The sequence below is a fragment of the Streptomyces sp. NPDC004051 genome (assembly GCF_053604275.1).
Genome location: NZ_JBSGHG010000024.1, coordinates 44,540 through 69,188, shown reverse-complemented (window position 1 = coordinate 69,188; position 24,649 = coordinate 44,540). Strand labels below are relative to the sequence as shown.

Annotated in this window: 22 protein-coding genes, 1 tRNA gene and 2 pseudogenes; 16 read left to right on the top strand and 9 right to left on the bottom strand. The window is 72.4% G+C overall.

Annotation, left to right across the window (positions count from 1 at the left end; all coding sequences use genetic code 11):
- Window positions 1-8 precede the first annotated feature (8 nt).
- Window positions 9-1,538: a potassium/proton antiporter gene (locus ACWEQO_RS23295; RefSeq protein WP_452985068.1), complete on the bottom strand. Its 1,530-nt coding sequence runs from the start codon at window positions 1,536-1,538 to the stop codon at window positions 9-11.
- 244 nt (window positions 1,539-1,782) lie between these two features.
- Here ACWEQO_RS23295 and ACWEQO_RS23290 point away from each other — a divergent pair, with 244 nt between their 5' ends.
- Window positions 1,783-4,635: a penicillin acylase family protein gene (locus tag ACWEQO_RS23290; protein WP_452985067.1), complete on the top strand. Its 2,853-nt coding sequence runs from the start codon at window positions 1,783-1,785 to the stop codon at window positions 4,633-4,635.
- Between the two features lie 150 nt (window positions 4,636-4,785).
- Here ACWEQO_RS23290 and ACWEQO_RS23285 read toward each other — a convergent pair whose 3' ends face one another.
- Window positions 4,786-5,400, bottom strand: a complete 615-nt coding sequence (locus ACWEQO_RS23285) for a 5-formyltetrahydrofolate cyclo-ligase (RefSeq protein WP_361452192.1) — start codon at window positions 5,398-5,400, stop codon at window positions 4,786-4,788.
- 92 nt (window positions 5,401-5,492) lie between these two features.
- On the opposite strand from ACWEQO_RS23285, the gene galU reads away from it, so the two are divergent.
- The 7 genes from galU (at window position 5,493) to ACWEQO_RS23250 (ending at window position 11,193) form a co-directional block, all read left to right on the top strand.
- The gene (galU, locus tag ACWEQO_RS23280) at window positions 5,493-6,404 is read left to right on the top strand and encodes a UTP--glucose-1-phosphate uridylyltransferase GalU (RefSeq protein WP_361452195.1); all 912 of its coding nucleotides are present in this window, start codon (window positions 5,493-5,495) and stop codon (window positions 6,402-6,404) included.
- The gene (gene glp, locus ACWEQO_RS23275; protein ID WP_452985066.1) at window positions 6,401-7,723 is read left to right on the top strand and encodes a molybdotransferase-like divisome protein Glp; all 1,323 of its coding nucleotides are present in this window, start codon (window positions 6,401-6,403) and stop codon (window positions 7,721-7,723) included. Before galU ends, glp begins: the two co-directional genes overlap by 4 nt.
- 86 nt (window positions 7,724-7,809) lie before the next feature.
- Window positions 7,810-8,322: a cyclic pyranopterin monophosphate synthase MoaC gene (gene moaC / locus ACWEQO_RS23270; protein ID WP_361452201.1), complete on the top strand. Its 513-nt coding sequence runs from the start codon at window positions 7,810-7,812 to the stop codon at window positions 8,320-8,322.
- Window positions 8,319-8,861 carry a MogA/MoaB family molybdenum cofactor biosynthesis protein gene (locus tag ACWEQO_RS23265; RefSeq protein ID WP_452985065.1) on the top strand — a complete coding sequence of 181 codons (543 nt, stop codon included), beginning with the start codon at window positions 8,319-8,321 and terminating at the stop codon, window positions 8,859-8,861. The genes moaC and ACWEQO_RS23265 overlap by 4 nt, the downstream gene beginning before the upstream one ends.
- Entirely contained in the window at window positions 8,858-9,490 is a 633-nt protein-coding gene (locus tag ACWEQO_RS23260) for a GNAT family N-acetyltransferase (protein WP_452985096.1), read from the top strand. The genes ACWEQO_RS23265 and ACWEQO_RS23260 overlap by 4 nt, the downstream gene beginning before the upstream one ends.
- A gap of 177 nt (window positions 9,491-9,667) precedes the next feature.
- A complete protein-coding gene (gene sepX, locus ACWEQO_RS23255) occupies window positions 9,668-11,035 on the top strand; it encodes a divisome protein SepX/GlpR (RefSeq protein WP_452985064.1) in 1,368 nt (455 codons plus the stop codon).
- Window positions 11,036-11,119: 84 nt separating this feature from the next.
- Window positions 11,120-11,193 (top strand) — tRNA-Ala (locus ACWEQO_RS23250).
- 251 nt (window positions 11,194-11,444) lie between these two features.
- On the opposite strand, the gene ACWEQO_RS23245 is transcribed toward ACWEQO_RS23250, so the two are convergent.
- Window positions 11,445-11,792 carry a DUF1330 domain-containing protein gene (locus tag ACWEQO_RS23245; protein WP_452985063.1) on the bottom strand — a complete coding sequence of 116 codons (348 nt, stop codon included), beginning with the start codon at window positions 11,790-11,792 and terminating at the stop codon, window positions 11,445-11,447.
- A gap of 178 nt (window positions 11,793-11,970) precedes the next feature.
- Here ACWEQO_RS23245 and ACWEQO_RS23240 point away from each other — a divergent pair.
- Window positions 11,971-12,126 (top strand): annotated as a pseudogene (locus ACWEQO_RS23240) (D-2-hydroxyacid dehydrogenase family protein); the annotation flags it as partial.
- A 232-nt stretch (window positions 12,127-12,358) separates the two neighbouring features.
- Here ACWEQO_RS23240 and ACWEQO_RS23235 read toward each other — a convergent pair.
- Both ACWEQO_RS23235 and ACWEQO_RS23230 read right to left on the bottom strand, forming a co-directional pair.
- The gene (locus ACWEQO_RS23235; RefSeq protein WP_452985062.1) at window positions 12,359-12,703 is read right to left on the bottom strand and encodes a hypothetical protein; all 345 of its coding nucleotides are present in this window, start codon (window positions 12,701-12,703) and stop codon (window positions 12,359-12,361) included.
- Window positions 12,704-12,735: 32 nt separating this feature from the next.
- Window positions 12,736-13,032, bottom strand: a complete 297-nt coding sequence (locus tag ACWEQO_RS23230) for a GntR family transcriptional regulator (RefSeq protein ID WP_361452219.1) — start codon at window positions 13,030-13,032, stop codon at window positions 12,736-12,738.
- Window positions 13,033-13,190: 158 nt separating this feature from the next.
- On the opposite strand from ACWEQO_RS23230, the gene ACWEQO_RS23225 reads away from it, so the two are divergent.
- Both ACWEQO_RS23225 and ACWEQO_RS23220 read left to right on the top strand, forming a co-directional pair.
- Window positions 13,191-13,496: a hypothetical protein gene (locus ACWEQO_RS23225; protein ID WP_452985061.1), complete on the top strand. Its 306-nt coding sequence runs from the start codon at window positions 13,191-13,193 to the stop codon at window positions 13,494-13,496.
- A complete protein-coding gene (locus tag ACWEQO_RS23220) occupies window positions 13,496-13,855 on the top strand; it encodes a hypothetical protein (protein ID WP_452985060.1) in 360 nt (119 codons plus the stop codon). Before ACWEQO_RS23225 ends, ACWEQO_RS23220 begins: the two co-directional genes overlap by 1 nt.
- A gap of 40 nt (window positions 13,856-13,895) precedes the next feature.
- On the opposite strand, the gene ACWEQO_RS23215 is transcribed toward ACWEQO_RS23220, so the two are convergent.
- A complete protein-coding gene (locus ACWEQO_RS23215; RefSeq protein WP_452985059.1) occupies window positions 13,896-14,372 on the bottom strand; it encodes a GNAT family N-acetyltransferase in 477 nt (158 codons plus the stop codon).
- Window positions 14,373-14,462: 90 nt separating this feature from the next.
- Between ACWEQO_RS23215 and ACWEQO_RS23210 the strand changes: the two genes are divergently transcribed.
- Window positions 14,463-15,272, top strand: a complete 810-nt coding sequence (locus ACWEQO_RS23210; protein WP_452985058.1) for an exodeoxyribonuclease III — start codon at window positions 14,463-14,465, stop codon at window positions 15,270-15,272.
- Between the two features lie 115 nt (window positions 15,273-15,387).
- Here the strand turns inward: ACWEQO_RS23210 and pdxR are convergent.
- Window positions 15,388-16,831: pseudogene (gene pdxR / locus ACWEQO_RS23205) on the bottom strand (MocR-like pyridoxine biosynthesis transcription factor PdxR).
- A gap of 155 nt (window positions 16,832-16,986) precedes the next feature.
- Here pdxR and ACWEQO_RS23200 point away from each other — a divergent pair.
- On the top strand, window positions 16,987-17,478 hold the full coding sequence (locus ACWEQO_RS23200) for a cupin domain-containing protein (RefSeq protein WP_452985057.1): 492 nt from the start codon (window positions 16,987-16,989) through the stop codon (window positions 17,476-17,478).
- Between the two features lie 43 nt (window positions 17,479-17,521).
- On the opposite strand, the gene ACWEQO_RS23195 is transcribed toward ACWEQO_RS23200, so the two are convergent.
- A complete protein-coding gene (locus ACWEQO_RS23195) occupies window positions 17,522-18,142 on the bottom strand; it encodes a MerR family transcriptional regulator (protein WP_452985095.1) in 621 nt (206 codons plus the stop codon).
- A gap of 209 nt (window positions 18,143-18,351) precedes the next feature.
- On the opposite strand from ACWEQO_RS23195, the gene ACWEQO_RS23190 reads away from it, so the two are divergent.
- The 3 genes from ACWEQO_RS23190 to ACWEQO_RS23180 all read left to right on the top strand — a co-directional run bounded on the left by ACWEQO_RS23190 (window position 18,352) and on the right by ACWEQO_RS23180 (window position 21,003).
- A complete protein-coding gene (locus ACWEQO_RS23190; protein WP_452985056.1) occupies window positions 18,352-19,869 on the top strand; it encodes a flavin-containing monooxygenase in 1,518 nt (505 codons plus the stop codon).
- Entirely contained in the window at window positions 19,866-20,750 is an 885-nt protein-coding gene (locus ACWEQO_RS23185; protein WP_452985055.1) for an SDR family oxidoreductase, read from the top strand. The genes ACWEQO_RS23190 and ACWEQO_RS23185 overlap by 4 nt, the downstream gene beginning before the upstream one ends.
- A 76-nt stretch (window positions 20,751-20,826) precedes the next feature.
- On the top strand, window positions 20,827-21,003 hold the full coding sequence (locus ACWEQO_RS23180) for a hypothetical protein (protein WP_361452246.1): 177 nt from the start codon (window positions 20,827-20,829) through the stop codon (window positions 21,001-21,003).
- Window positions 21,004-21,162: 159 nt separating this feature from the next.
- Here ACWEQO_RS23180 and ACWEQO_RS23175 read toward each other — a convergent pair whose 3' ends face one another.
- A complete protein-coding gene (locus ACWEQO_RS23175; RefSeq protein WP_452985054.1) occupies window positions 21,163-24,495 on the bottom strand; it encodes a S41 family peptidase in 3,333 nt (1,110 codons plus the stop codon).
- Between the last annotated feature and the right edge of the window lie 154 nt (window positions 24,496-24,649).

The following is a 24,649-nucleotide window of genomic DNA, read 5'->3' as shown; positions in this document are numbered from 1 at the left end:
CGGCTGGGTCAGTGCCCCGGGTCCTCGCCGTCGATGCCCAGCCAGCCGGCCAGTTTGCCGCCCTGACCCACCGCGCGCAGGCGGCGTTCGGTGGCGTCCCGGACCGGGTCGGTGGCGACGACGAGGAGTTCGTCGCCGTGCCGCAGCATCGTCGTCGGCAGCGGCACGAACGAGGCGCCCCCGCGCACGACGAGTGTGACGGCCGCCCCTTTCGGCAGCCGGAGTTCGCCGACCTCCACCCCGTGCATCTTCGACTCCTGAGGGATGCCGACCGACAGCAGATGCCCGCGCAGCCGCTCCAGGGGCGCCGACTCGATGCCCAGGTCGGCGGCCTCCGTGCCCGTGCCGAGCCGTAGTCTGCGGGCCAGCCACGGCAGCGTGGGCCCCTGGACGAGGGTGTAGACGACGACCAGGACGAAGACGATGTTGAAGAGCCTCCGGCTGCCCTCGACGCCCTGCACCATCGGGATCGTCGCCAGGATGACGGGCACGGCGCCGCGCAGTCCCGCCCACGACATCAGCGTCTGCTCCTGCCAGGGCACCCGGAACGGCAGCAGGCACAGCACGACGCTCAGCGGCCGGGCCACCACGGTCAGCGCCAGCCCGATGACCAGCGCGGGCACGATGTCGTCGCCCAGTTCGTGCGGGGAGACCAGCAGGCCGAGCAGGACGAACATGCCGATCTGGGCGATCCATCCGAGCCCCTCGGCGAAGCCGCGGGTGGCGGGCCAGTGCGGCAGTCCGGCGTTGCCCAGCACCATCGCGGCGAGGTAGACGGCGAGGAAGCCGCTGCCGTGGGCCATGGCGCCCGCCGCGTAGGCGGCGACGGCGATGGCCATGACGGCGATCGGGTAGAGACCGGAGGCGGGCAGCGCCACATGTCTGAGTCCCCAGGAGCCCAGCCAGCCCACCGCGAGTCCGATGACGGCGCCGATGGCCAGCTCCAGGGTGATCTCGCCGAGCAGGACGTACCAGTGCTCGATCGGGCCGGCCGTGGAGAAGGCGAGCACCAGGATGACCACGGGGGCGTCGTTGAAGCCGGACTCGGCCTCCAAGGCGCCCGTCACGCGCGGGGGGAGCGGAATGCGCCGCAGCACGGAGAAGACGGCCGCCGCGTCGGTCGAGGACACCACCGCGCCGATGATGAGCGCCTGCCGCCACTCCAGCCCGACCAGGAAGTGCGCGGCCGTCGCGGTGACCCCGACGCTCACCGCGACGCCGACGGTCGCGAGTGCGGCGGAGACGGGCAGGACGGGTCTGGTCTCCGTCCACTTGGTGCCCAGTCCGCCCTCGGCCAGGATCACCACCAGGGCCGCGTACCCGAAGACCTGCGTCAGCCCGGCGTTGTCGAACTGGACGTGGCCGATGCCGTCCTGGCCGATGGCGACGCCGATGCCCAGATAGACGAGCAGGCTGGGGAGCCCGCTGCGCGAGGAGATCCGGACCGCTGCGACGGCGACGAGCAGGACCAGCGAGCAGACGAGCAGGAGCTGGTTGAGGTGGTGGACAGTCAGCGGCCGTTCCCTTCCCTGGCTCACGCGCGGTGTGCCCGGCCTCGGCTGCGGGGCGCGGGGAGCCGTCGTGTTCGTGGCGAACCGCTTCGTTACCTTACCTAAGTCTTGACGCGTTCTTGATGCGTCCACCTGGCATCATCGAACGTCCGTCCGGGCTGGTTCCAGACTCCGCGTCAAGCGGCGCGGGGTCCTGCGCCTATCGTTGCTCCAGCGTTCAGTTAAAAGCACAGCCCGCCCTGCCGCTCGCGTAAGGACAGCAAGGACAGCGATGCCCACCGACACCACCGCCTCCACGGGTCAGCAGCCCGTCAAGTCCGGCAGGAAAAGGGGGCGCAAAGCCCGTCTGCTCGTGTTCGTCCTGGTGCTGGCCCTGATCGGCGGTGTCGCCTACGGGGCGTACTGGTCGATCGGCACCGTGCGTGCCTCCTTCCCGCAGACCAAGGGATCGATCACGCTCAAGGGCCTGTCGGGCCCCGTCGACGTCAAACGTGACGGCAACGGCATCCCGCAGATCTACGCCTCCTCCGACGAGGACCTGTTCATGGCACAGGGCTACGTCCAGGCGCAGGACCGGTTCTACGAGATGGACGTGCGCCGGCACATGACCTCCGGGCGCCTGTCGGAGATGTTCGGCGAGAGCCAGATCGAGAACGACGAGTTCCTGCGCACCCTGGGCTGGGACCGGGTGGCGAAGCAGGAGTACGAGAAGAAGCTCTCCCCCGCCACGAAGAAGTACCTCGACGCCTACGCCAAGGGGGTCAACGCCTACCTGGAGGGCAAGGAGGGAGCGGACATCTCCCTGGAGTACGCGGCGCTGGGCCTCACCAACGACTACACGCCCGGACCGTGGACCCCGGTGGACTCGGTGGCCTGGCTGAAGGCGATGGCCTGGGACCTGCGCGGCAACATGCAGGACGAGATCGACCGCGCCCTGATGACCAGCCGCCTGGACCCCGAGCAGGTCGCCGACCTGTACCCGGCGTACCCGTACGGCCGGAACAAGCCGGTGGTCCAGGAGGGCCAGTACAACGAGCTCACCGGGGCCTACGAGTCGGGCGGCGGCGAGAGCGGCACGGGCACCGGGACCGGCGACGGCACCGGGACCGGGACCGGGACCGGTGACGGCACCGGAATCGGCGACGGCACCGGTGCGGGCTCGGGCGCGGGTGCGGGCGCGGGCGGCGTGGAAGGCGCGTCCGGAGCCGTCGGGACCGGCGGGGGCGGTCTGGAGGGCCAGTTGGCGGGCCTCCAGGAGGTCCTGCAGAACCTGCCCACGGCCGTCGGCGTCAACGGCGACGGCATCGGCTCCAACTCCTGGGTGGTTTCCGGCGAGCACACCGTCACCGGTGAGCCGCTGCTGGCCAACGACCCGCACCTGTCGGCCTCGCTGCCGTCCGTCTGGTACCAGATGGGCCTGCACTGCCGCAGCGTCTCCCCCACGTGCCAGTACGACGTCACCGGCTTCACCTTCGCGGGCATGCCCGGCGTGATAATCGGCCACAACGCGGACGTCGCCTGGGGCCTGACCAACTCCGGCGTCGACGCCACCGACCTCTACCTGGAGAAGATCACCGGCGAGGGCTACCAGTACGACGGCGAGGTGGTGCCCTTCAAGACGCGCGAGGAGACCATCAAGGTCGCCGGCGGCGCGTCGCGGAAGATCGTCGTCAGGGAGACCGGCAACGGCCCGCTGCTCTCCGACCGTTCCCCCGAGCTGGTGCGGACCGGGAAGAAGGCCACCGTCGATTCCGCCGCGCCCGACCGGGGCGACGGCTACGGCGTCTCGCTGCGCTGGACCGCGCTGGAGGCGGGCCGCACCATGGACGCCGTCTTCGCGATGAACCGCGCGAAGGACTGGGACGACTTCCGCGAGGCGGCCACCTTCTTCGAGGTGCCCTCGCAGAACCTCGTCTACGCGGACACCGCGGGCCACATCGGCTACACCCTGCCGGGCAGGATCCCCACCCGCGCGAAGAACCACGACGGTTCCGTCCCGGCACCCGGCTGGGACTCGAAGTACCGCTGGACCGGCTGGATCGACCAGGACGCGCTGCCCTACGAGTTCGACCCCGACCGCGGCTACATCGTCACCGCCAACCAGGCCGTGGTCGACCCCGAGGCCTACCCGTACACCCTGACCACCGACTGGGGCTACGGCGCCCGCAGCCAGCGGATCAACGATCTGATCCAGTCGAAGATCAAGGACGGCGGCAAGATCTCCACCGACGACATGCGGCAGATGCAGCTCGACAACAGCAGCGGCATCGCCAGGCTGCTGGTGCCCGAACTGCTCAAGATCGACCTCGAGGACCCGGAGGTCCGCAAGGCGCAGAAGCTGCTGGAGGGCTGGGACTACACCCAGGACGCCGACTCCGCGGCCGCCGCCTACTTCAACTCCGTCTGGCGCAACGTCCTCAAGCTCGCCTTCAGCCACAAGCTGCCCAAGGAGCTGCGGGTCAAGGGCCAGTGCCTGTGGGTCGACCCGGTCAACCCCACCGGGCCCGCCGACGCGAGGGCCAAGGTGCGCGAGTGCGGCATGCGCGAGGCCGACCAGGCCCAGCCCGACGGCGGCGACCGCTGGTTCGAGGTGGTCCGCACGCTGATGGAGGAGGAGGACAGCGGCTGGTGGACGACTCTGAAGGCGGGCACCCGCCCCGGCGCGGAGAACCGTGACGAGCTGTTCGAGCGCGCCCTGATCGACGCCCGCTGGGAGCTCACCGCCAAGCTCGGCAAGGACATCGACACCTGGAGCTGGGGCCGGCTGCACCGCCTGTTCCTGAAGAACCAGACCCTGGGCACCTCCGGCCCCGACTTCCTGCAGTACGCCCTCAACCGCGGCCCCTGGAAGCTCGGCGGCGGCGAGGCCACGGTCAACGCGACCGGCTGGAACGCCGCGGGCGGCTACGGGGTGGTGTGGGTGCCGTCGATGCGGATGGTGGTCAACCTCGGCGAACTCGACAAGTCGCGGTGGATCAACCTCTCCGGCGCCTCCGGCCACGCCTACCACTCCCACTACGTCGACCAGACGGACAAGTGGGCCGAGGGCGAACTGCTCGAGTGGGCGTACTCGGAGAAGGCGGTCGAGGCCGGCACCAGCGACACGCTGCTGCTCAAGCCATGACCTGAGAGGCCCGGCCCCCGGGGCATGAGGCATGAGGAAGGCGGCCGCCACGCGCACGTGGCGGCCGCCTTCCTCATGCCGGGACCGCCGGGACCGCCGGGACCGCCGGGACCGCCGGGACCGCCGGGACCGCCGGAACGGTGCCGGCGCTCAGCCGAACCGCCGCACCCCCGACGGGGTCACCACCGCGTGCACCGGCCGGTCGTGGGGCTCCTCGGGAACCCGCTCGACCACCTCGGCGTCGTACAGCAGCACCACCAGGGCCGGATGCGCGCCCGCGCGCTCCAGCCGGGCCAGCACCCGGTCGTACGAGCCGCCGCCGCGCCCCAGCCGCATCCCGCGGGCGTCCACGGCCAGGCCCGGCAGCAGCACGGCGTCCGCCCCGGTCACGGCGTCCGGCCCGAGGCGCTCCCCGGCCGGCTCGAACAGGGCCATCCGCCCGCCGTGGCGCACCCGCGTGAGCGAGTCCTCGCCGGTGTACGCGCCCCAGTCCAGATCGTTGTCGGGGAGCAGGGCCGGCAGCAGCACGCGCACGCCCCCCGCGCGCAGCGCGTCGAGCAGCACGAGCGTGCCGGGCTCGCTCCCGACGGAGACGTACGCCGCCACCGTCCGCGCGTGCGCCAGTTCGGGCAGCCCGAGCGCGCGGTCGGCCAGAGCGGTCGAGGCCTCCCGCACGTCATCCGCCGTCAACCTGTTCCTCACCATGAGGATTTCCCGTCGCAATACCCGCTTGTCAGGATCGTTCGCGCGATCGTCGTGTCTCAACTCTGTCCCTGAACTGTTTCATTGTGCTCATATGAGCATTAAATATTCGGAGTCGCAGATTCCCTGCAAAGGCACCGGATATGGTGTCCGACATGATTCAGTCGCACCCTCGGATCAGCAAGGCTGTCATCCCCGCAGCAGGCCTCGGCACCCGGTTCCTGCCGGCCACCAAGGCCACTCCCAAGGAGATGCTGCCGGTCGTCGACAAGCCGGCGATCCAGTACGTGGTCGAAGAGGCCGCAGCCGCCGGTCTCGACGACGTCCTCATGGTGACGGGCCGCAACAAGCGCCCCCTGGAGGACCATTTCGACCGCAACCACGAACTGGAGTCGGCCCTCGACAAGAAGGGCGACGCCGCCCGTCTCGCCAAGGTCCAGGAATCCAGCGACCTCGCGACCATCCACTACGTCCGCCAGGGCGACCCCAAAGGACTCGGCCACGCCGTCCTGTGCGCCGCCCCGCACGTCGGCGACGAGGCCTTCGCCGTCCTCCTCGGCGACGACCTGATCGACCCCCGCGACTGCCTGCTCCAGCGCATGATCGAGGTCCAGGAGCAGCACGGCGGCAGCGTCGTCGCGCTCATGGAGGTCGCCCCGGAGCAGATCCACCTCTACGGCTGCGCCGCCGTCGAGACCACCACCGACTCCGACGTGGTCCGGGTCAGCGGCCTGGTCGAGAAGCCCGAACCGGCCGAGGCGCCCTCCCGGTACGCCATCATCGGCCGCTACGTCCTCGACCCGGCCGTCTTCGACGTGCTGCGCAAGACCGAGCCGGGCCGCGGCGGCGAGATCCAGCTCACCGACGCCCTCCAGCAGCTGGCCGCGGACGAGAAGCTCGGCGGCCCGGTGCACGGCGTGGTCTTCGGGGGCCGCCGCTATGACACCGGCGACCGAGGCGACTACCTGCGTGCCATTGTCCGACTCGCGTGCGAACGTGAAGACCTGGGTCCGGACTTCCGGACCTGGCTCCGCCGTTACGTCACCGAGGAGATGCAGGAACGTTGAGCACCGCCGCGCCCCGCACCGCAGGCCCGGACCACCTCTGGTCGGTGGACGAGCACCTGGACGACATCCTCGCCACCGTCCGCCCCCTGGAACCCATCGAGCTGAACCTCCTCGACGCCCAGGGCTGCGTCCTGGTCGAGGACGTCACGGTGCCGGTGTCGCTGCCGCTGTTCGACAACAGCTCCATGGACGGGTACGCGGTACGGGTCGCGGACGTCGCGGGCGCGAGCGAGCGGTACCCGGCCGCCCTCGAGGTCGTCGGTGACGTCGCGGCCGGCCAGTCCGACCTGCTCCGGGTCGGCCCCGGCCAGGCGGTGCGCATCATGACCGGCGCCCCGCTCCCGCCCGGCGCCGAGGCCGTCGTCCCCGTGGAGTGGACCGACGGCGGGCTCGGCGAGGGCCCGGTCACCGCGATGCGGGCCCGCAGCCTGGCCCCCGAGGGCGCCACCGGGCAGGTGCTCGTCCACCGCCCGGTCCGGGCCCGCGCGCACGTGCGCGACCAGGGCAGCGACGTACGGGCCGGTGACCGCGCCCTGGCGGCCGGAACCGTCCTCGGCCCGCCGCAGATCTCCCTGCTGGCCGCGATCGGCCGCGGCACGGTGCGGGTGCACCCGCGCCCGCGCGTGGTGGTGATGTCCACCGGCAGCGAACTCGTCCAGCCCGACGAGGAGCTGAGCGCCGGCCAGATCTACGACTCCAACAGCTTCTCCCTCACCGCCTGCGCCAGGGACGCCGGCGCCATCGCCTACCGCGTGGGCGCCGTCGCGGACGACGCCGACACCCTCCGCGACACCATCGAGGACCAGCTGGTCCGCGCCGACCTGGTGGTCACCACCGGCGGGGTGAGCGTCGGGGCGTACGACGTCGTCAAGGAGGCGCTGTCGTCCGTGGGCGACGAGGACGAGCCGGGCAGCGGCATCGACTTCCGCACGCTCGCCATGCAGCCCGGCAAGCCCCAGGGTTTCGGCTCCATCGGCCCCGACCACACCCCGCTGCTGGCCCTCCCCGGCAACCCGGTCTCCTCGTACGTCTCCTTCGAGCTGTTCGTGCGCCCCGCCATCCGCACCCTGATGGGCCTCACGGACGTCCACCGGCCGAGAACCCGCGCGACCCTGACCGCGGACGGGCCGCTGACCTCGCCGAAGGGCCGGCGCCAGTTCCTGCGCGGCCGGTACGCGGACGGCGAGGTGACCCCGGTCGGCGGCGCCGGATCCCACCTGGTGGCCGCCCTCGCCCAGGCGGACGCGCTGATCGTCGTCCCCGAGGACGTCGAGTCCGTCGAGCCCGGCACCGAGGTCGAGGTGGTCCTGCTCGGCTGAGCCGTACCGGTTGGCGGTACCGTGGCGCGCACAGCAGGCCCGCGCGCCGCACCGCGGCGGGCCCGGACCGGGAGCGCCACACGATCATGACCGTGCCTTCCCGGGGGGAGACCCCCGGCCACCCTGACCAGCGCCGTCTGACGCACATCGACGAGGCGGGCGCGGCCCGGATGGTCGACGTGTCCGGCAAGGACGTCACCGCGCGCACCGCCCGCGCCACCGGTCGTGTCCTGGTCTCGCCCCGCGTGATCGAACTGCTGCGCGGTGAGGGCGTCCCCAAGGGCGACGCCCTGGCCACCGCGCGGATCGCGGGCATCATGGGCGCCAAACGCACCCCCGACCTGATCCCGCTGTGTCACCCCCTGGCGGTGTCCGGTGTGAAACTGGACCTGTCGGTCGCGGACGACGCCGTGGAGATCGCGGCCACGGTGAAGACGACGGACCGCACGGGCGTGGAGATGGAGGCGCTCACCGCGGTCTCCGTCGCCGCGCTCACCGTGATCGACATGGTCAAGGCGGTCGACAAGAAGGCGGTCATCACGGACGTGCGGGTGGAGGAGAAGACGGGCGGCACGTCGGGCGACTGGAGCAGGGCATGACACCGGATGCATCCGTCGGCGGCGCACCGCTCGCGCCGTACCGCGCCCTGGTGGTCACCGCCTCCAACCGGGCCGCCGCCGGCGTCTACCGCGACACGGGCGGCCCGCTGATCGCCGAGGGCCTGCGGCGCTTCGGCTTCGCCGTCGACGGCCCGCAGGTGGTCCCGGACGGCGACCCCGTGGAGGCCGCGCTGCGCGCGGGCACCGAGGCCGGGTACGACGTCATCGTGACCACCGGCGGCACCGGCGTCTCGCCCACCGACCGCACCCCCGAGGCGACCCGCGCGGTGCTCGACCACGAGGTGCCCGGCATCGCGGAGGCCATCCGGGCGTACGGCCGGGACAAGGTGCCCACGGCGGCCCTCTCCCGGGGCCTCGCGGGCGTCGCGGGCCGGACGCTGATCGTCAACCTGCCCGGGTCCAGCGGCGGGGTGAAGGACGGCCTGGCCGTCCTGGAACCGCTGCTGAAGCACGCGGTCGACCAACTGCGCGGCGGCGACCACTCCAGAACCGGCGCCGGCGGCGGGGGTGCGAGCTGAACGGTTCATCCTGGCCCGTGGAGCTGGTGGCCGGCGACGTCGTCCTCCGGCCGATAAAGCTGCGCGACCAGCGGGCCTGGCGCGAGGTCAACCGGCGCAACCGCGACTGGCTGCGCCCCTGGGAGGCGACGATCCCGCCGCCCACCCCGTCCGGTCCGGTCGTGCACCGGCCGACCTACCGCCAGATGGTCCGTCACCTGAGGGCGGAGGCGCACGCGGGGCGGATGCTGCCGTTCGTCATCGAGTACCAGGGGCGCCTGGTCGGCCAGTTGACGGTCGCCGGGATCACCTGGGGCTCGATGTGCTCGGGGCACGTCGGCTACTGGGTCGACCAGGCGGTGGCCGGTCGCGGGGTGATGCCGACGGCCGTGGCGATGGTCGTGGACCACTGTTTCCGTACCGTCGGACTGCACCGCGTCGAGGTGTGCATTCGCCCCGAGAACGGGCCCAGCCGCCGGGTCGTGGAGAAACTCGGATTCCGCGAGGAGGGGCTGCGCCCGCGGTATCTGCACATCGACGGCGCCTGGCGCGACCATCTCGTCTTCGCGCTCACGGCGGAGGAAGTGCCCGAGGGACTGCTCGGGCGCTGGCAACGGGCACGCTCGGGGAATCCCGCACCACCCGAGTAATTGAATAAATGTTCGAATTTGATCGCGCGATGACCGTCTGAAGACAGGAAAATTCCCGGCTTAAGTGGTCGGCTGATCGCATCGTTCGCAAAAAAAGTTCGAAATATCAGCCGGATCGTGCGACACACCGGCTCAATTGGCGGATGGCCTCACCTAAACCCCTCTACCGTGTGAGGCGTGAGCAACAGCGGCCTCATCTACGCAGCCATCGTCGGGGCCTGGGCCGCCTACTTGGTGCCGATGTGGCTCCGTAGGCAGGATGAGCTGAACGAGGCCCGTCCGACGGAACGCTTCAGCACCGCCATCCGACTGCTGTCCGGACGGGCGGGGATGGAGCGCCGGTACGCCAAGGACCTGCGGGCGCGCTCCGCCGACGAGGCGGAGGAGAGCGTCCACGACCCGGAAGCGGTCACCGACTCGGTGGACGTCCGGGCCTTCGCCGTGTCCCAGACCCGCCCGCAGCAGGTGCAGGAGCCGGTACATCCGGTACATCCGGCACGGCCGCACTCCGCGCAGCGTCCGGAACCGGCGGTGTCCTCCGAACCGGCCCCCGACGAGCCGACCGGGCGTCCCCCGCGCGAGCGCGTCCCGTCCGCCCGGCGCGGAGCGCCCCCGCGAAGGGCGCAGCCCGCGCTCCCGGCCCAGCAGGCCGCGCCGTCGCAGGCTGCCGCCCCCTCCGCCCAGCCGCCGCCGCAGCAGCAGCTGCAGCAGCCGCAGCCGTCTCCGTCGGCGCAGGCCGCCGCGGCGCGCGCCCGGCGCTCGAGGGTGCTCGCCCGGCGCCGGCGCACCACCACGATGCTTTTCCTCGCCTTCACGCTCGGCGCGGTCGTCGCCGCGGTCGGCGGGCTCGCCTTCCTGTGGGCGCCCGGAGTGCCCGCGGTGCTGCTGAGCGTCTACATCGCCTACCTGCGCTCCCAGGAGCGCCGCCGTTTCGCGTACCAGATGGACCGTCGTCAGGCCGAGGCCGCGGCACAGCGGTTGCGGGAGCGTCAGCCGCGCCGCCGCCCCTCCGTCGACGACATCGACCCCGACGAACCGGAGGGACCCGCGCCGAGCCTCGACGCCGAAGTCGAAGCCGACGCCGAACCGGGCCAGGAGACCGACCCCGGCCTCCTGGCGCTCGCCGCCGACCGGCGCGCGCTCGTCGAGCAGACCGACCACGCCGAGTGGGTCGACCAGCAGCTGGAGCGCCGGCGGCGGCCCGGCCAGGGCGGCGACAGCTGGGACCCGGTCCCGGTGCCGCTGCCCACCTACGTGACCGCCCCGGTCGCCCCGCGCGCCACCAGCGACGTGGACCTCGGAGCCGAGGACACCTGGAGCTCGGCGCGTTCGAGCGCCGTGGCCCCGGGCCCGGAGGAGATGGCCGGCCCCGCCGACGGCACGGCTCCGGAAGGCGGCCGGGCCGGCACGGAGGAGCAGGCCGACGCCGACGGGCGCAACGACGCCCTCCGCGTGGCCTCCGCCCGCCGTGCCCGCGAGCGCGGCCGCACCCCGCTGTTCGACCAGTACGAGGACGGCGACCGCCCCCGGGCCGTCAACGAATGACCTTGGAAAACCCGTGGCCGACCCCCCGCCGGCAACGGATTTCCGAGCACCCCGATCGAGGTGCTAAGGTTTCTCTCGTTGCAAGGGCCTGTGGCGCAGTCTGGTAGCGCACCTCGTTCGCATCGAGGGGGTCTGGGGTTCAAATCCCCACAGGTCCACCGCAGCTGAAAGCCCCCGCCGGGAAACCGGCGGGGGCTTCTTCGTGTCGACGCGGGCAACCCTCCCGCCCTTGTGGCGGGCGTCACGCCGCCCTCGTCGACGGCCCGCTGCCACGCGGCGTCCCTCGGGTCGGGCAGTGGATCTCCGCGGTGGGCTGCCGGGCGGCGAGCAGTCGGGCGACGTACGCGCTGTCGAGGGGCGTACGGCCTGTTCCGAGTGGCCGGTCCCGCCCTGTCCGGAGCGTGCGGGGCTAATCGGCCGGGAGGGCTTCCCGCATCGCCTGGGTGGCGCCGGTCGGTTCGTAGCCCTCGGGCACGCCTTCGACCAGGATGATGTCGCCCTCGATGTGCCGTGAGCGCAGCGGGGCGATCTCCTGGTACGCGGGTGAGTCCCACCAGGCCCGCGCCTCGGCGATCCCGGGGAAGCCGATCATCACGACGTGCCCGGGCCAGCTGCCCTCCTTCACCTCGTGCTGCGTGGCGTGCACGAGGAAGCGTCCGCCGTAGGGCTCGAAGGTGGCGGGGATGCGCTCGATGTACTCGACGATCTCCGGGTGCGGAGCGGCCTCTTGCAGGTGGGCTATGACGTAGGCGGGCATGGTGTCCTTCCGGTCGGTCGAACTCCGTACACCGGGATCTTGGCACGCCGGGGCGCCGGGGGGGGGCGATGGCCTGCCGGGCGAGTGAACTCCGCCCGCAGCACAGGTCGTTGACGCATGCAGCCACTGCCCGCCCACCCGTCCACGGCAAGCCCTTTGCCGCAGCCGCCGCCGGTCACCCCTGCGCACCGCGCCTTGGCTCCTGGCCACCCCCCACCTCGGCCACGTCTCGCAGAACAACTACCGCACCTATTACGGCCAGGCCGTCGAGAACATCGAGGCATTCCTCGCGGGCGAGCCCGTACGCCGCCTCGGCCGAGCCATGTGGTGGTAAATCCGTGAGCACTTCAGCCGTCGCTGTCCATATGCCGCTCGTTTGAGCGCGAAAGGGACACTTGCCCGCCGACTGCTCACAGCTTTCAGCAAGGTGCCTGCCCCCGGCCCCTCGGTTTCGGGGAGCCGAACTGCCGGGTGTGGCCGAGCGGTTGGCAGAACGAAGGGGCGTGGTGCGGATCCCGTCGGGCGACCTGCTCCTCGTGGCTTTGCGGCAACTGGCCACGGAGGGCTCAGGGGAGGCGGTGTCCCATCTTCGCCGACTGACGGTTGTGGCCCTTCGTGTCCCACCACTCCTCCAGCAACGCACGCACGATGTGCACGAGTTGCTCGAGCCGGTCGGGGTCCGGGGCCGATGAGACGAGGACGTCGACGAAGGAGCTGTCGTCCCAGGGAAGTGTGACCGCCCAGCGTTCGTCCCGTCGTCCCGGGCGTTCCACCGTGATCCGGTATTCCAGCACGGCGGTGCCACCCGGACGGTGCTCCACCGACAGGTCGGCGACGGCGAACCTCATGCTGCCGTCGCCGGTCGTGTACGAACGGGCGAGCGCCTGCTCGGCCGGTGTCCTGGCCGTCATGCCCGCTCCTTTCCCCCGGTGCGGCGGGAGCGTCAGTCGGCGGTTCCGTGCCCCTTCGGGGTGTTGGCGGGTGGCTGCTCCACGACGAAAGACCCCTTGCCCCGTACGGTCACGATGAGTCCTCGCTCGCGGAGTTCTTGTGCCGCCCGCCGTGCGGTGAGCCGCGCCACCCCGTACTCGTCGGCGAGGTGATTCTCCGAGGGGATCGGCCTGTCCGGTGCCAGCTCGCCCGACTCGATCTTCTTCGCGATCACGTCGGCCAGTTGAACGTAGAGCGGCCGTGCGCTCATCGGATCCAGAGTCGACTTCGACTCCTCTGTATCGCTCATATGTCCAACATAGGTATGCCCTCACGTCCACTAACGAGTGGATCTCTCTGCACTTGTATGTAGAGGGATGCAGCTCGATGTAGCTTCGTAGTCAAGAAGACCCCGGCGAGGTGGCCAGACCTCCCGGGGCACGGCCAACGCTAAACAGGAGCGTCGACATGCATGACCTTATCCGCCGCCTCGCCCATCGGCTGGGCCTTCTCCTCGGTCCCGGCGCCGGAGCCCACCGTGCGGGCGGCCCCCGCCCCGCGCACCTCGTCGCCGGCCCCGTGACCGCCGCCGGCTCCGCCTGCCTCCCCCCGCACCGCTCCCCGTGCTGCCTGCACCTCCCCCTCGACGGCGCCGACTCCCGGCTGGTCCGCCCCTACCTCGCCGCCCACGAGCAGGAGCGGGCGGCACGCCGGCGGCGTCGCGGGGCCGACCTCGACCAGCACGCCATCGGCGCGGGGAAGGCGGCCGCGTGATGAAGTCGTACCCCTCGCTCCGGCTGCTGCCCTGGCTCTGGCCGGAGGGAAAGCCCTGCTTCCTCGCCGACGGCGGGGACGGCGGATACGTCTCGCGGCTGGCCGACGAGACGGAGGCCCGGCAGTTGGCCGACGGCCTGGACGTGCTCCGCCGCGCCCGAACGGTGCTGGAGGACCCGATGTCCCCGTACGCCGAGGTGCGGTACGCCGGCATCCGCCTCACCGAGTGCCTCGCCGACGCCCTGCGCGTCGCGGAATCCCGCGGTCGGCGCCTGCCCTCACCGGACGGCACCGACGAGCCCTGTGACGCAGGTGACGGCCACGGAACCGGTGACCGCGCCACGGGAGCGCCGGCGTGATTCCTGGGGCCCGGTCGGTGGCCGGTGGGGCCGGGGGCCGCTACAGCGGCTTCGCGTAGCAGAGGCTGCTGTCGTGGAAGCGGTAGTAGCCGAACTTCTCGCAGGGCTCGTAGCCGCTGGAGGTGTAGAGGGCGATGGCCTCCGGCTGCTGGGTGCCCGTCTCCAGGACCATGCGGAGGCGGCCGGCCGCACGGGCGTCCTCCTCCAGGGCGGCCAGGATGCGGCGGGCCAGGCCCCGGCCGCGCATTCCCTCGGTCACGTACATCCGCTTCAGCTCGGCGTCCCCGTCGCGGTTGCCCTCGCCGTTGGTGTCCTGGACGCGCCAGCCGCCGGAGGCGACGGGGGTGTCGCTCTCGTCGTAGGCGAGCAGGTAGACGCCGTTCGGGGGGCGGAAGTCCGCGGGGTCCATGGGGGTGGCGTCGCCGCCGTCGCCGTAGCGGACGTGGTACTCGGCCTGGACCTCGTCGTTCAGCTTGACGGCGTCGGGGTGGTCGTAGGAGACGCGGCGGATATTCATGCGCAGTAAGGTATATCAATCCGGGTGAGGTGAGGGTCCGTTTTCCGGGCCCGGAACGGGACCCGTCCAGTGTGCCGGTATCGTGCCCGGATGTTCACTGTGACCTCCGTCAACGTCAATGGACTGCGTGCCGCCGCGAAGAAGGGCTTCGTGGAGTGGCTGGGGCGGACCTCCGCCGATGCGGTGTGTCTCCAGGAGGTGCGCGCGGAGCCGCAGCAGCTGCCCGAGCACGTCCGGGAGCCCGAGGGGTGGCATGTGGTGCACGCTCCCGCCGCGGCGAAGGGGCGTGCGGGGGTCTCGCTGTACACGCGGCGTGCGCCCGATCGCGTCCAGGTCGGGTTCGGGTCGGCCGAGTTCGACGGCAGCGGGCGGTACGTGGAGGTGGACCTGCCCGGCGTCACCGTCGCCTCGCTCTACCTGCCCTCCGGTGAGGTCGGCACCGAGCGGCAGGACGAGAAGATCCGCTTCATGGGGGAGTTCCTCCCCTACCTGAAGGGCCTGCGGGAGCGGGCCGCCGCCGACGGCCGGGAGGTCGTGGTGTGCGGGGACTGGAACATCGCGCACCAGCAGGCCGACCTGAAGAACTGGCGCGGCAACACCAAGAACTCCGGGTTCCTGCCGGAGGAGCGGGAGTGGCTCTCCCGCGTCCTCGATCCGGCCGAGGGCGGGTACGTGGACGTCGTACGGGCGCTGCACCCGGGTGTCGACGGGCCGTACTCGTGGTGGTCGTACCGGGGGCGGGCCTTCGACAACGACGCGGGCTGGCGCATCGACCTTGCCGTGGCCACTCCCGGGCTCGCCGCCCGCGCGGTCGAGGGCCGCGTGGAACGCGCGGCCACGCACGCCGAACGCTGGTCGGACCACGCGCCGGTGACGGTGGTGTTCCGGCCCCGGGGCTGAGGTGCCCGTTCGGTGAGGTGGTGCACCGCGGGTGTGCCGCGGGTGTGCCGCGCGGGCGGAGCGCCACCGGGTCCCGGCCGCTGCCGGGGCGCCGGGCGCCGGTCCGCCGCAGCAGTCAGCTTCCGCCGGGTGGTGGGGGCAGGATGCGGCAGAGGGCGTCGAGCGCCGCCGCGAGGCCGTGGTCGGGAGGGGCGGCGTAGCCGACGACCAGGCCGTCGTGCGCGGGCATGGTGGCGGCCGGGTGCCGGAAGCCGGCGAGCCCGTCCACGGCGATGCGCTCCCGGGCCGCGGCCGCGGTCACCGATCGCTCGGTGCCGGGCGGCAGGCCCAGCACCGCGTGCAGCCCGGCGGCGATGCCCGTGGGGGCGATGTGCGGCGCCCGGCGGGCGAGAAGGCCGACGAGGCGGTCCCTGCGGTCCCGGTAACGCTGCCGGGTCCGGCGGACGTGCCGGTCGTAATGGCCCGACTCGATGAAATCGGCGAGCGTCAACTGGTCCGTGACACCGGCCCACGCCTCGCGCTTGCCCTTGACGCGCAGGACGGGCTCCACCAGGTGGTCCGGCAGCACCATCCACCCCAGCCGCAGCGCGGGGGAGAGGCTCTTGCTGAGCGAGCCCAGGTACACGACGCGCTGCGGATCGAGACCCTGGACGGCGCCCACCGGCTCCCGGTCGTAGCGGAACTCCCCGTCGTAGTCGTCCTCCAGCAGCAGGCCCCCGTTCCCGCGCGCCCAGTCCACCGCGGCGGCCCGCCGCTCGGGGTGGAGCGGTCCTCCCGTCGGGAACTGGTGGGCGGGGGTGAGCAGCGCCGCCCGTACGCCCTTCAGCGCGGACAACTCCGTGGTGCGGGCCCCGTGTTCGTCCAGCGTCAGAGGTACGGTCCGCACGCGCGCGGCCTGGAGGACCGACCGGTGGAAGGGCAGCCCGTAGGACTCCACCGCCAGGGGGCCGCGCAGCACCCTCCCGTCGAAGAGGAGCCGTAGGGCGGGCGCGAAACCGGAACACACGACGATGGTCTCGGGGCTGGTGCGCACGCCTCGCGCGCGTGCCAGGTACTCGGCGAGGGCACGGCGCAGCTCGGGCCGGCCCCGGGGGTCACCGGGACCGAACGCCTCGTGGGGCGCCGCGTTCAGCGCCCGCCGCGCGGCAGCCAGCCAAGCCGTACGGGGGAAGGACGCGGCGTCCGGCAGGCCTTGCCGCAGGTTGTGGGCGGGCGGCTCCGGACGGGCCGGCGCCGGTCGGGGCGCCCGAGGAGAGCCGACCGGCTTCGCTCGGGGGGCCACCCGGGTCCCCGATCCCTGGCGGGCGACCAGCCAGCCCTCGGCGACGAGTTCGGCGTAGGCCTCGGCGACGGTGTTGCGGGCCAGACCGAGGTCGGCGGCGAGCGACCGGTAAGGGGGGGAGGCGGGTGCCCGGGGCCAGCCGTCCGTCCCCTATCGCCTCGCGCAGTGCGCGACCGAGCGCGGCGCGGCGGCCACCGCCTCCGGTCATGCCCGGGTTCAGGTCCAAGTGCAGGTCGCTGCCGACGCGTTCGGCTGGATTGACCCATGAATCAGCCACGGAAATGCACCCTACACAGGGTCTTTCGGGTGCGTAGCGTGGTGGTCATGGGGGACGGGGGCCGGCCCGGCGCGAGACCGGGATCCGGATACGGCCCGGGGCGACCCGGGCGGACCGCTCCCCGCAGGCCACCGACCGCATCCGAGGAGAGCCCCATGAACGCGTCCGCCCGCCCCGTCCTCGTCCGTGCCGGTTCCGCCGAGACGTTGCAGGACGGGGCCACCAGTCTCATCACGCTGCTCGCCGACTCCGACCGGACCCAGGGGGCGTTGACGGCCAACCGGGCCACTCTGCGCAAGGGGTCCCCGGGCGCCCCCGCCCACTTCCACACCAAGGCGACCGAGATGTTCTTCGTGCTCGGCGGCAGCCTGCGGGTGCTGCTGGGCGACCGGATCGTCACCCTGGGGACCGGCGACTTCGTGACGGTGCCGCCGCGGCTGCCGCACGCCTTCGCTCCGGCCCGGGGCGAGGAGGCCGATGTGCTGGTCGCCTTCACCCCCGGTATGGACCGCTTCGACTACTACCGTCTGCTGGAGCGGGTCCACCAGGGCGAGGCCACCGTCGAGGACATCAAGGCCGGCTCCGAGCGGTACGACAACCACTACTGCGCCAGCTCCCTCTGGGAGGCGGAGCTGGCCGGGGACTGACCGGCGGCCGGCCGGGGACCGGTCGGGGACCGGCCGCCGGCCGTCAGTCCCGCCGGTGCAGGCGGCGGTCCATCGCCAGGGAGAGTTCGGCGTCGACCACGCTGCGGGCCAGCGGGCGCAGGCGGTGGACGGCGTCCTCGGGGGCGTGGCGGAGGATCAGCTCGGCGAAGAGGTCGGCCACGGCCTCGGCGTGGGCGCGGACCTCCCGGCCCGCGCGCAGCACCTCGGCGAGCGGGACGCCCTCGCGGACCAGGGCGGCGGAGACGTCCAGCAGGCGGCGGCTGATGTGGACGATCTCCTCGCCGTCGGTGCCGAGGTAGCCGAGGTCCATCGCGGCGGCGAGGTTCTCCGGGGTGACCTCGCCGGTGAAATGGTCGGCGAGCTCCTCGGGGGTGAGGCGGACCGGGGTCTCCTCGGTGGGGGTGTCCACGCCGAGGAGTTCGCCGACGTCGCGGCCGTGGTCGAAGGCCTCGGCGAGTTCCGCTATGCCGTTCAGGGTGTGGCCGCGCTCCAGCAGGGCCGTGATGGTGCGCAGGCGGGCCAGGTGCCGGTCGTCGTACCAGGCGATGCGGCCCTCGCGGCGGGGCGGCGGGATCAGCTTGCGTTCGCGGTAGAACCGCAGCGTGCGCACGGTGATGCCGGCCCGTCGGGCCAGCTCCTCCATGCGGTACTCGCGCCGCTCGCCGGGTCCTGCGCTCTCCTCTGCCACGGCAGCAGCCTAGGGCCTGCGCGCCGCGCGGGCCCCGGGTCGTACCGGCGGTAACTTTCCTTGCGTGCCCCCTACCCATCAGTACGGCCCTGCCCTACTCTCCCCATTGCGCCAGTGTTCACTGGCGGGGTTTTCGGTGGTGCGCGAGGGCTGGAGGCTTCGGGATGGCCGAGCACGAGCACGTACGGGTCGCGGTGGTGGGGTCCGGGTTCGGCGGGCTGGGGGCCGCCGTGCGGCTGCGGCGCGAGGGGGTCACCGACTTCGTCGTCCTGGAGCGGGCCGGCAGCGTCGGCGGCACCTGGCGGGACAACAGCTATCCCGGGTGCGCGTGCGACGTGCCGTCCCACCTGTACTCGTTCTCCTTCGCCCCCAACCCCGACTGGCCGCGCTCCTTCTCCGGGCAGGAGCACATCCGCGCCTACCTGGAGCACGTCACCGACACCTTCGGCCTGCGCCCGCACCTCCGCTTCGACTCGGAGGTGAAGCGGATGGTGTGGGACACGGAGCGGCTGTGGTGGGAGATCGAGACCGCCGGCGGCACCCTCACCGCCGATGTCGTGGTCTCCGCCACCGGGCCGCTGTCCGAACCCAAGGTCCCCGACATCCCCGGGCTCGACACCTTCCCCGGCAAGGTCTTCCACTCCGCCCGCTGGGACCACGACCACGACCTGCGCGGCAAGCGGGTCGCCGTGGTCGGCACGGGGGCCTCGGCGATCCAGATCGTGCCGGAGATCCAGCCGCTCGTCTCCCGGCTCACCCTCTTCCAGCGCACCCCGCCCTGGGTCCTGCCCCGCATGGACCGGGCCATCGGCGGCGCCGAACGGGCCCTGCACCGGGCGCTGCCCTTCACCACCCGGCTGCGCCGCGGACTGCTGTGGGGCGTCAGGGAGTTGCAGGTGCAGGCGTTCACCAGGCACCCGGGCGAGCTCGGTCTCGTCGAGCAGGTGGCCAGGCGCAACATGACCCGTGCCGTCAAGGACCCTGCCCTGCGCGCCAAGTTGACCCCCGACTACCGCATCGGATGCAAGCGGATCCTGCTCTCCAGCACCTACTATCCGGCGATCGTCCAGCCCAACGTCGACGTCGTCGCCGGCGGGCTGAGCGAGGTCCGCGGGTCGACCGTCGTCGCCGCCGACGGGACCGGGGCCGAGGTCGACGTGATCGTGTTCGGCACCGGGTTCCACGTGACCGACATGCCCATCGCCGAGCGGGTCGTCGGCGCGGAGGGCAGGACCCTCGCCGAGACGTGGACGGGCGGGATGGAGGCCCTGCGCGGCGCCTCGGCCGCCGGGTTCCCCAACTGGATGACGCTCATCGGGCCGAACACCGGCCTCGGGAACTCGTCGATGATCCTCATGATCGAGTCCCAGCTCAACTACCTCGCCGACTACCTCCGCCAACTCGACGTCCTGGGCGGCCGGGTGGCCCTCGACGCCCGCCGGAGCGCCGTCCGCGTCTGGAACCACCGGGTGCAGCAGCGGATGAAGCACACGGTGTGGAACACCGGCGGCTGCACCAGCTGGTACCTGGACGCGAACGGCCGCAACACCACCGTCTGGCCGGGCACGACCGGCGAGTTCCGGCGCGAGACCCGGCGCGTGGACCTGTCCGAGTACGCCGTCCTGCGCGCCCCCGCGAAGAGGACCGCCGCGCCCCACGAGGACACCGAGGTGGCCGCATGAGCAGGGGCAGTCTCGAGGGAAAGGTCGCCGTCGTCACCGGAGCGGCCCGCGGAGTGGGGGAGTTGCTCGCCCGGAAGCTCTCCGCGCGCGGGGCGAAGGTGGCGCTGGTCGGGCTGGAGCCGGAGGCGCTCGAGCGGGTCGCGGCGCGGCTGCACGGTGAGAGCGGCCACTGGCACGCCGACGTCACCGACCACGAGGCGATGGCTCGGGTCGCCGAGGAGGTCGCGGAACGGTTCGGGCGGGTCGACATCGTGGTCGCCAACGCCGGTGTGGCCGGCGGCGGTCCGTTCGCCGACTCCGATCCGGGGACCTGGCGGCGGGTCGTCGAGGTCAACCTGATCGGGTCGGCAGTCACCGCCCGCGCGTTCCTGCCCCTGTTGATCGCGAGCCGGGGCTACCTGCTCCAGATCGCCTCGCTCGCCGCGATCACCCCGGCGCCGATGATGACCGCGTACTGCGCCTCCAAGTCCGGTGTGGAGGCGTACGCGCACTGTCTGCGGGCCGAGGTCGGACACCGGGGGGTGCGGGTCGGCGTCGGCTACCTCTCCTGGACCGACACCGACATGGTGCGCGGGGCCGACCAGGACGAGGTGATGCGGGAACTCAGGCGGCGGCTGCCGTGGCCGGCGAACAGGACGTATCCGCCGGGGCCCGCGGTGGACCGGATCGTGGCCGGGATCGAGCGGCGCTCGAGCCATGTGTACGGGCAGTGGTGGCTGCGCGGGATGCAGGGCGTGCGCGGATACCTGCCCGGTGTGATCGGGACCGTCGGGCAGCGGGAGATGCGGCGGTTCGCGGACCGTCTCACCGGCATGCGCACGGGCCTGGTCGGGGCCGGCGGAAACGCCGACGAACAGCACAGGACTACGGTGCGTGACTGATCGACATGCGCGGGGTGACCGCCCGTGTGAATCTGATCGGGCAAGTTCCCCCACACCCCAACGGGAGTGAACCCACATGGGTATGAAGGACCAGTTCCAGGAGAAGTCCGAGCAGATGCAGCAGCAGGCCAAGCGGAAGGCCGGCCAGGCCAAGGAGCAGATGCAGAACCGCGGCCGCCGTCACGAAGAGGACCCGAACAACCCGCAGCGCGGGCGGCAGGAGTCCGAGGAGCGTTACGACCACGACGCTTGACGTCGTGTGCTGAACGCCACTGCTCGGCACGGCCGTTGAAGGCCGTTCGCTGAAGCGGGAAGGGGCGCCTCCGCGGGGGGCGCCCCTTCCCACGTCTCCGGGCCCCTCAGGTTTCTCAGGCTTCTCAGGTTCCTCAGGCCCTTCAGGCCCCTGATCTCCTCACGCCTCGGGTGTCCTCGGCGGCAGCTTCGGGCGGGAGCGGTCGGGGACGTCGCTGTAGGTCGGGGGAGTGGCCGGGGGCTCCGTCTCCAGGAGTTCCAGGGCCAGCCGGACCGCGTCGTCGAGCACCGGGTACCGGCCCTCCGCCCAGTCCAACGGAGTGCGCAGCGCCTCGAGATCGGGGGCGACGCCCCTGTTCTCCACCGACCAGCCGTACGCGTCGAACCAGGCCGCGTTCATCGGCACGGTGATCACCGTGCCGTCCCCCAGCCGGTGCCGGCCGGTCATGCCGACCACCCCGCCCCAGGTGCGCTGTCCGACCACCGGCCCCAGCTTCAGCAGTTTGAACGCGGCCGTGATCATGTCGCCGTCGGAGCTCGTCGCCTCGTCCGCGAGGGCGACCACCGGCCCGCGCGGGGCGTTGGCCGCGTACGACACCGGCTGGGCGTCGCGGGTGAGGTCCCAGCCCAGGATGGTGCGGGTCAGCGTCTCGACGACGAGTTCGCTGATGTGGCCGCCCGCGTTGCCGCGCACGTCGACGATCAGAGCCGGGCGGGACACCTCCATGCGCAGGTCGCGGTTGAACTGGGCCCAGCCCGAGCCGCCCATGTCGGGGATGTGCAGATAGCCGCACCGGCCGCCGCTCAGCTCGCGTACCACTTCCCGGCGTTTGGCCACCCAGTCCTGGTAGCGCAGGGGGCGTTCGTCGATCAGCGGGACGATGGCGACCCTGCGGGGCGGGCCCGTGCCCTCGGCCGGGGCGAACGTCAGCTCCACCGTCGTGCCGCCCGTTCCCGCGAGCAGCGGGTAGGGTCCGGCGACCGGGTCCACCGGGCGGCCGTGGACATGGGTGAGGACCGCGCCCTCGCGGATGCCGGTGCCGGCCAGCGGCGAACGCGCGCGGGAGTCGGAGGAGTCACCGGACAGGATGCGTTTGACCGTCCAACCACCCTCCCGGGACACCAGGTTGGCGCCGAGGAAGCCCTGGCGGCGCTGGTAGTGCGGAGGGCCCTCGTTGCGGCGGGCGGCGGTGACGTAGGCGTGGGAGGTGCCGAGTTCGCCGAGCAGTTCACGCAGCAGGTCCGCGAACTCGTCCGGGGAGGCGACCTGTTCGATCAGCGGGCGGTACTGGTCGAGCGCCGCGCCCCAGTCGATGCCGCACATGCCGGGTTCCCAGAAGTAGGCCCGGATCAGCCGCCCGGCCTCCTCGTACGCCTGCCGCCACTCGGCCGCGGGGTCGGCTTCGTGCAGGATGCGGCGGACGTCGATCCAGACGGTGGAGTCGCTGTCGCCCGGCTCGGTCGCGGGCACCGCGCGCGGTTCGCCCTCGTCGGCCACGACGAGTCGCGTCCCGTCGCCGCTGACCGCGAAGAAGTCCAGGTGAACGACGAGTTCGGACTTCTTCGCCTTGCTGATGTCGAAGTGCTCGAGGGTCGGCCGGCCGCTGGTGTCGTCCGGGTTCGCGAACGTCTCGCCGAGCGCGCCCGAGATCGGCCAGCGCAGCCAGACCAGCCCGCCGCCCGCGACCGGGTGCAGCGCCGAGTACTTGGAGGCGGTGACCGGGAAGGGGGTGACCCTGCTCTCCAGGCCCTCGGTCTCGACGGTCACCGCGCCGCCGCTGTCGCCGAGGTCGTCCTCCTCGGCCTCCACCGGGTCCAGGCCCCCGGCGGCCGGCCGGCCCTCGGGGCTGAGGGCGAACGGGGAGGGGGTCGCCGAGGACAGCGGCACCAGGTACGGGCGGCAGCCCAGCGGGAAGGACAGGTCACCGGTGTGCACGTCGTAGACCGGGTCGAAGCCGCGCCAGGACAGGAAGGCGAGGTAGCGGCCGTCCCGGGTGAAGACCGGGTTCTCGTCCTCGAAGCGGCCGTTGGTGACGTCGATGACGAACCGGTCCTTGATCCGGGCGAGTTTGATCTGCCGCAGCGTCCGCCCGATCCCGGGATGCGACCAGGTGAGCCACCCGCCGTCGGGCGAGAACGCGAGGTCGCGCACGGGCCCGTTGGTGGAACGGATCAGCTCGGTGACCGGGGGGTCTGGGGCGGGGGTGGAGCCCTGGGTGTCGTCGGCCTCGCCGGCGTCGATGAGCAGCAGGCGGCCGTCGTGGGAGGCGACGGCCAGGCGTTCGCCGTCCGGGTCGGCCACCATCTCCAGCACCCGGCCCAGCCTCCCCGGGGCCAGCCGCCGGGTGGGACGGCGGCCGCTGGCCCGGGGCAGGGAGACGATCTCGATCGCGTCCTCGCCCTCGGCGTCCGTCACGTACGCCACCCGCCCGCTCGCGCCGAGCATCTCCGGCAGCCGCACCCGCACCCCGGGGGTGTCGGCGAGGGTGCGCGCGGGGCCGTCGCGGTGGGTGAGCCAGTACAGGCTGCCGCGTACGACGACGGCGCTGGCCCGGCCCGTCTCGTCCACCGAGACGCCGTCCAGGTGGTGGGCGGCGGGCACCTGGTAGCGGCGCCGCCCGGCCCGCGGCCCGCTCAGCGTGATGTCCAGCCGGTGCGGCACGGAGTCCGCGGAGAGGTCCTCGACGATCCACAGGTCGCCGGCGCACTGGTAGACGACCCGGGTGCCGTCGCTGGACGCGTGCCGGGCGTAGAACGCGTCGTGGTCGGTGTGGCGGCGCAGGTCGGAGCCGTCGTACGCGCAGGAGTACAGGTTGCCGACGCCCTCGTGGTCGGAGAGGAAGGCGACCCGGCCGCCGACGAACATCGGGGACTGCAGATGCCCGTCCACCTTGGCGAACCCGTCGAGCCCGTCGAGCCCGTCGTGCCCGTCGAGCAGGCGTCGTCCGTGCAGCCACAGCCTGCCCGTCGCCCCGCCCCGGTACCGCTTCCAGCCGGCCGGTTCGTGCGGCGGGGTGCCGGTGAGCAGCAGGGTCCTGCGTTCCCCGTCGACCTCGGCGACCTGGATGTCGCTCACCGGCCCCCAGGGCAGTTTGCGGCCCGGATCGCCGTCGGTGGAGAGCTTGTAGGCCCAGGAGAAGTACGAGAACGGCTGGCCGTGCGAGGCGACGGCGAGGATCTCGGGGACCTCGTCGCCGTCGGGGCTCGGGGGCGTCCAGCCGCAGACCCGGGTGTCGGGGCTGCCCCAGTAGGTCAGCCGGCGGCCCGGCCCGCCGTCCACCGGCACCAGATGGACCTCGGGGTCGAGGCTGCGCCAGCTCGTGTACGCGATGTGGCGGCCGTCGGGGGAGAAGCGGGGGTGACCGAGCTTGGTGCGGTCGACGGTGAGCCGCCAGGCCCGGCCCGGTGCGTCGAGCGGGGCGAGCCAGAGGTCGTCCTCGGCCACGAAGCACAGCAGGTCGCCGTTGAGGTGTGGCAGGCGCAGATAACTCACCCTTCCCATGCTTTTCCCGGTGCCGGGCCGCAGCAACTCGTGCGGAGCGGCGACGGCCCTCCCGACGTGATCCAGCGCACGTACGAAACGGTTTCGTTCCCCTAAGGGGTGCGGTACATTCTTCGTGTACGAAACCGTGTCGTTCGGCACGGCG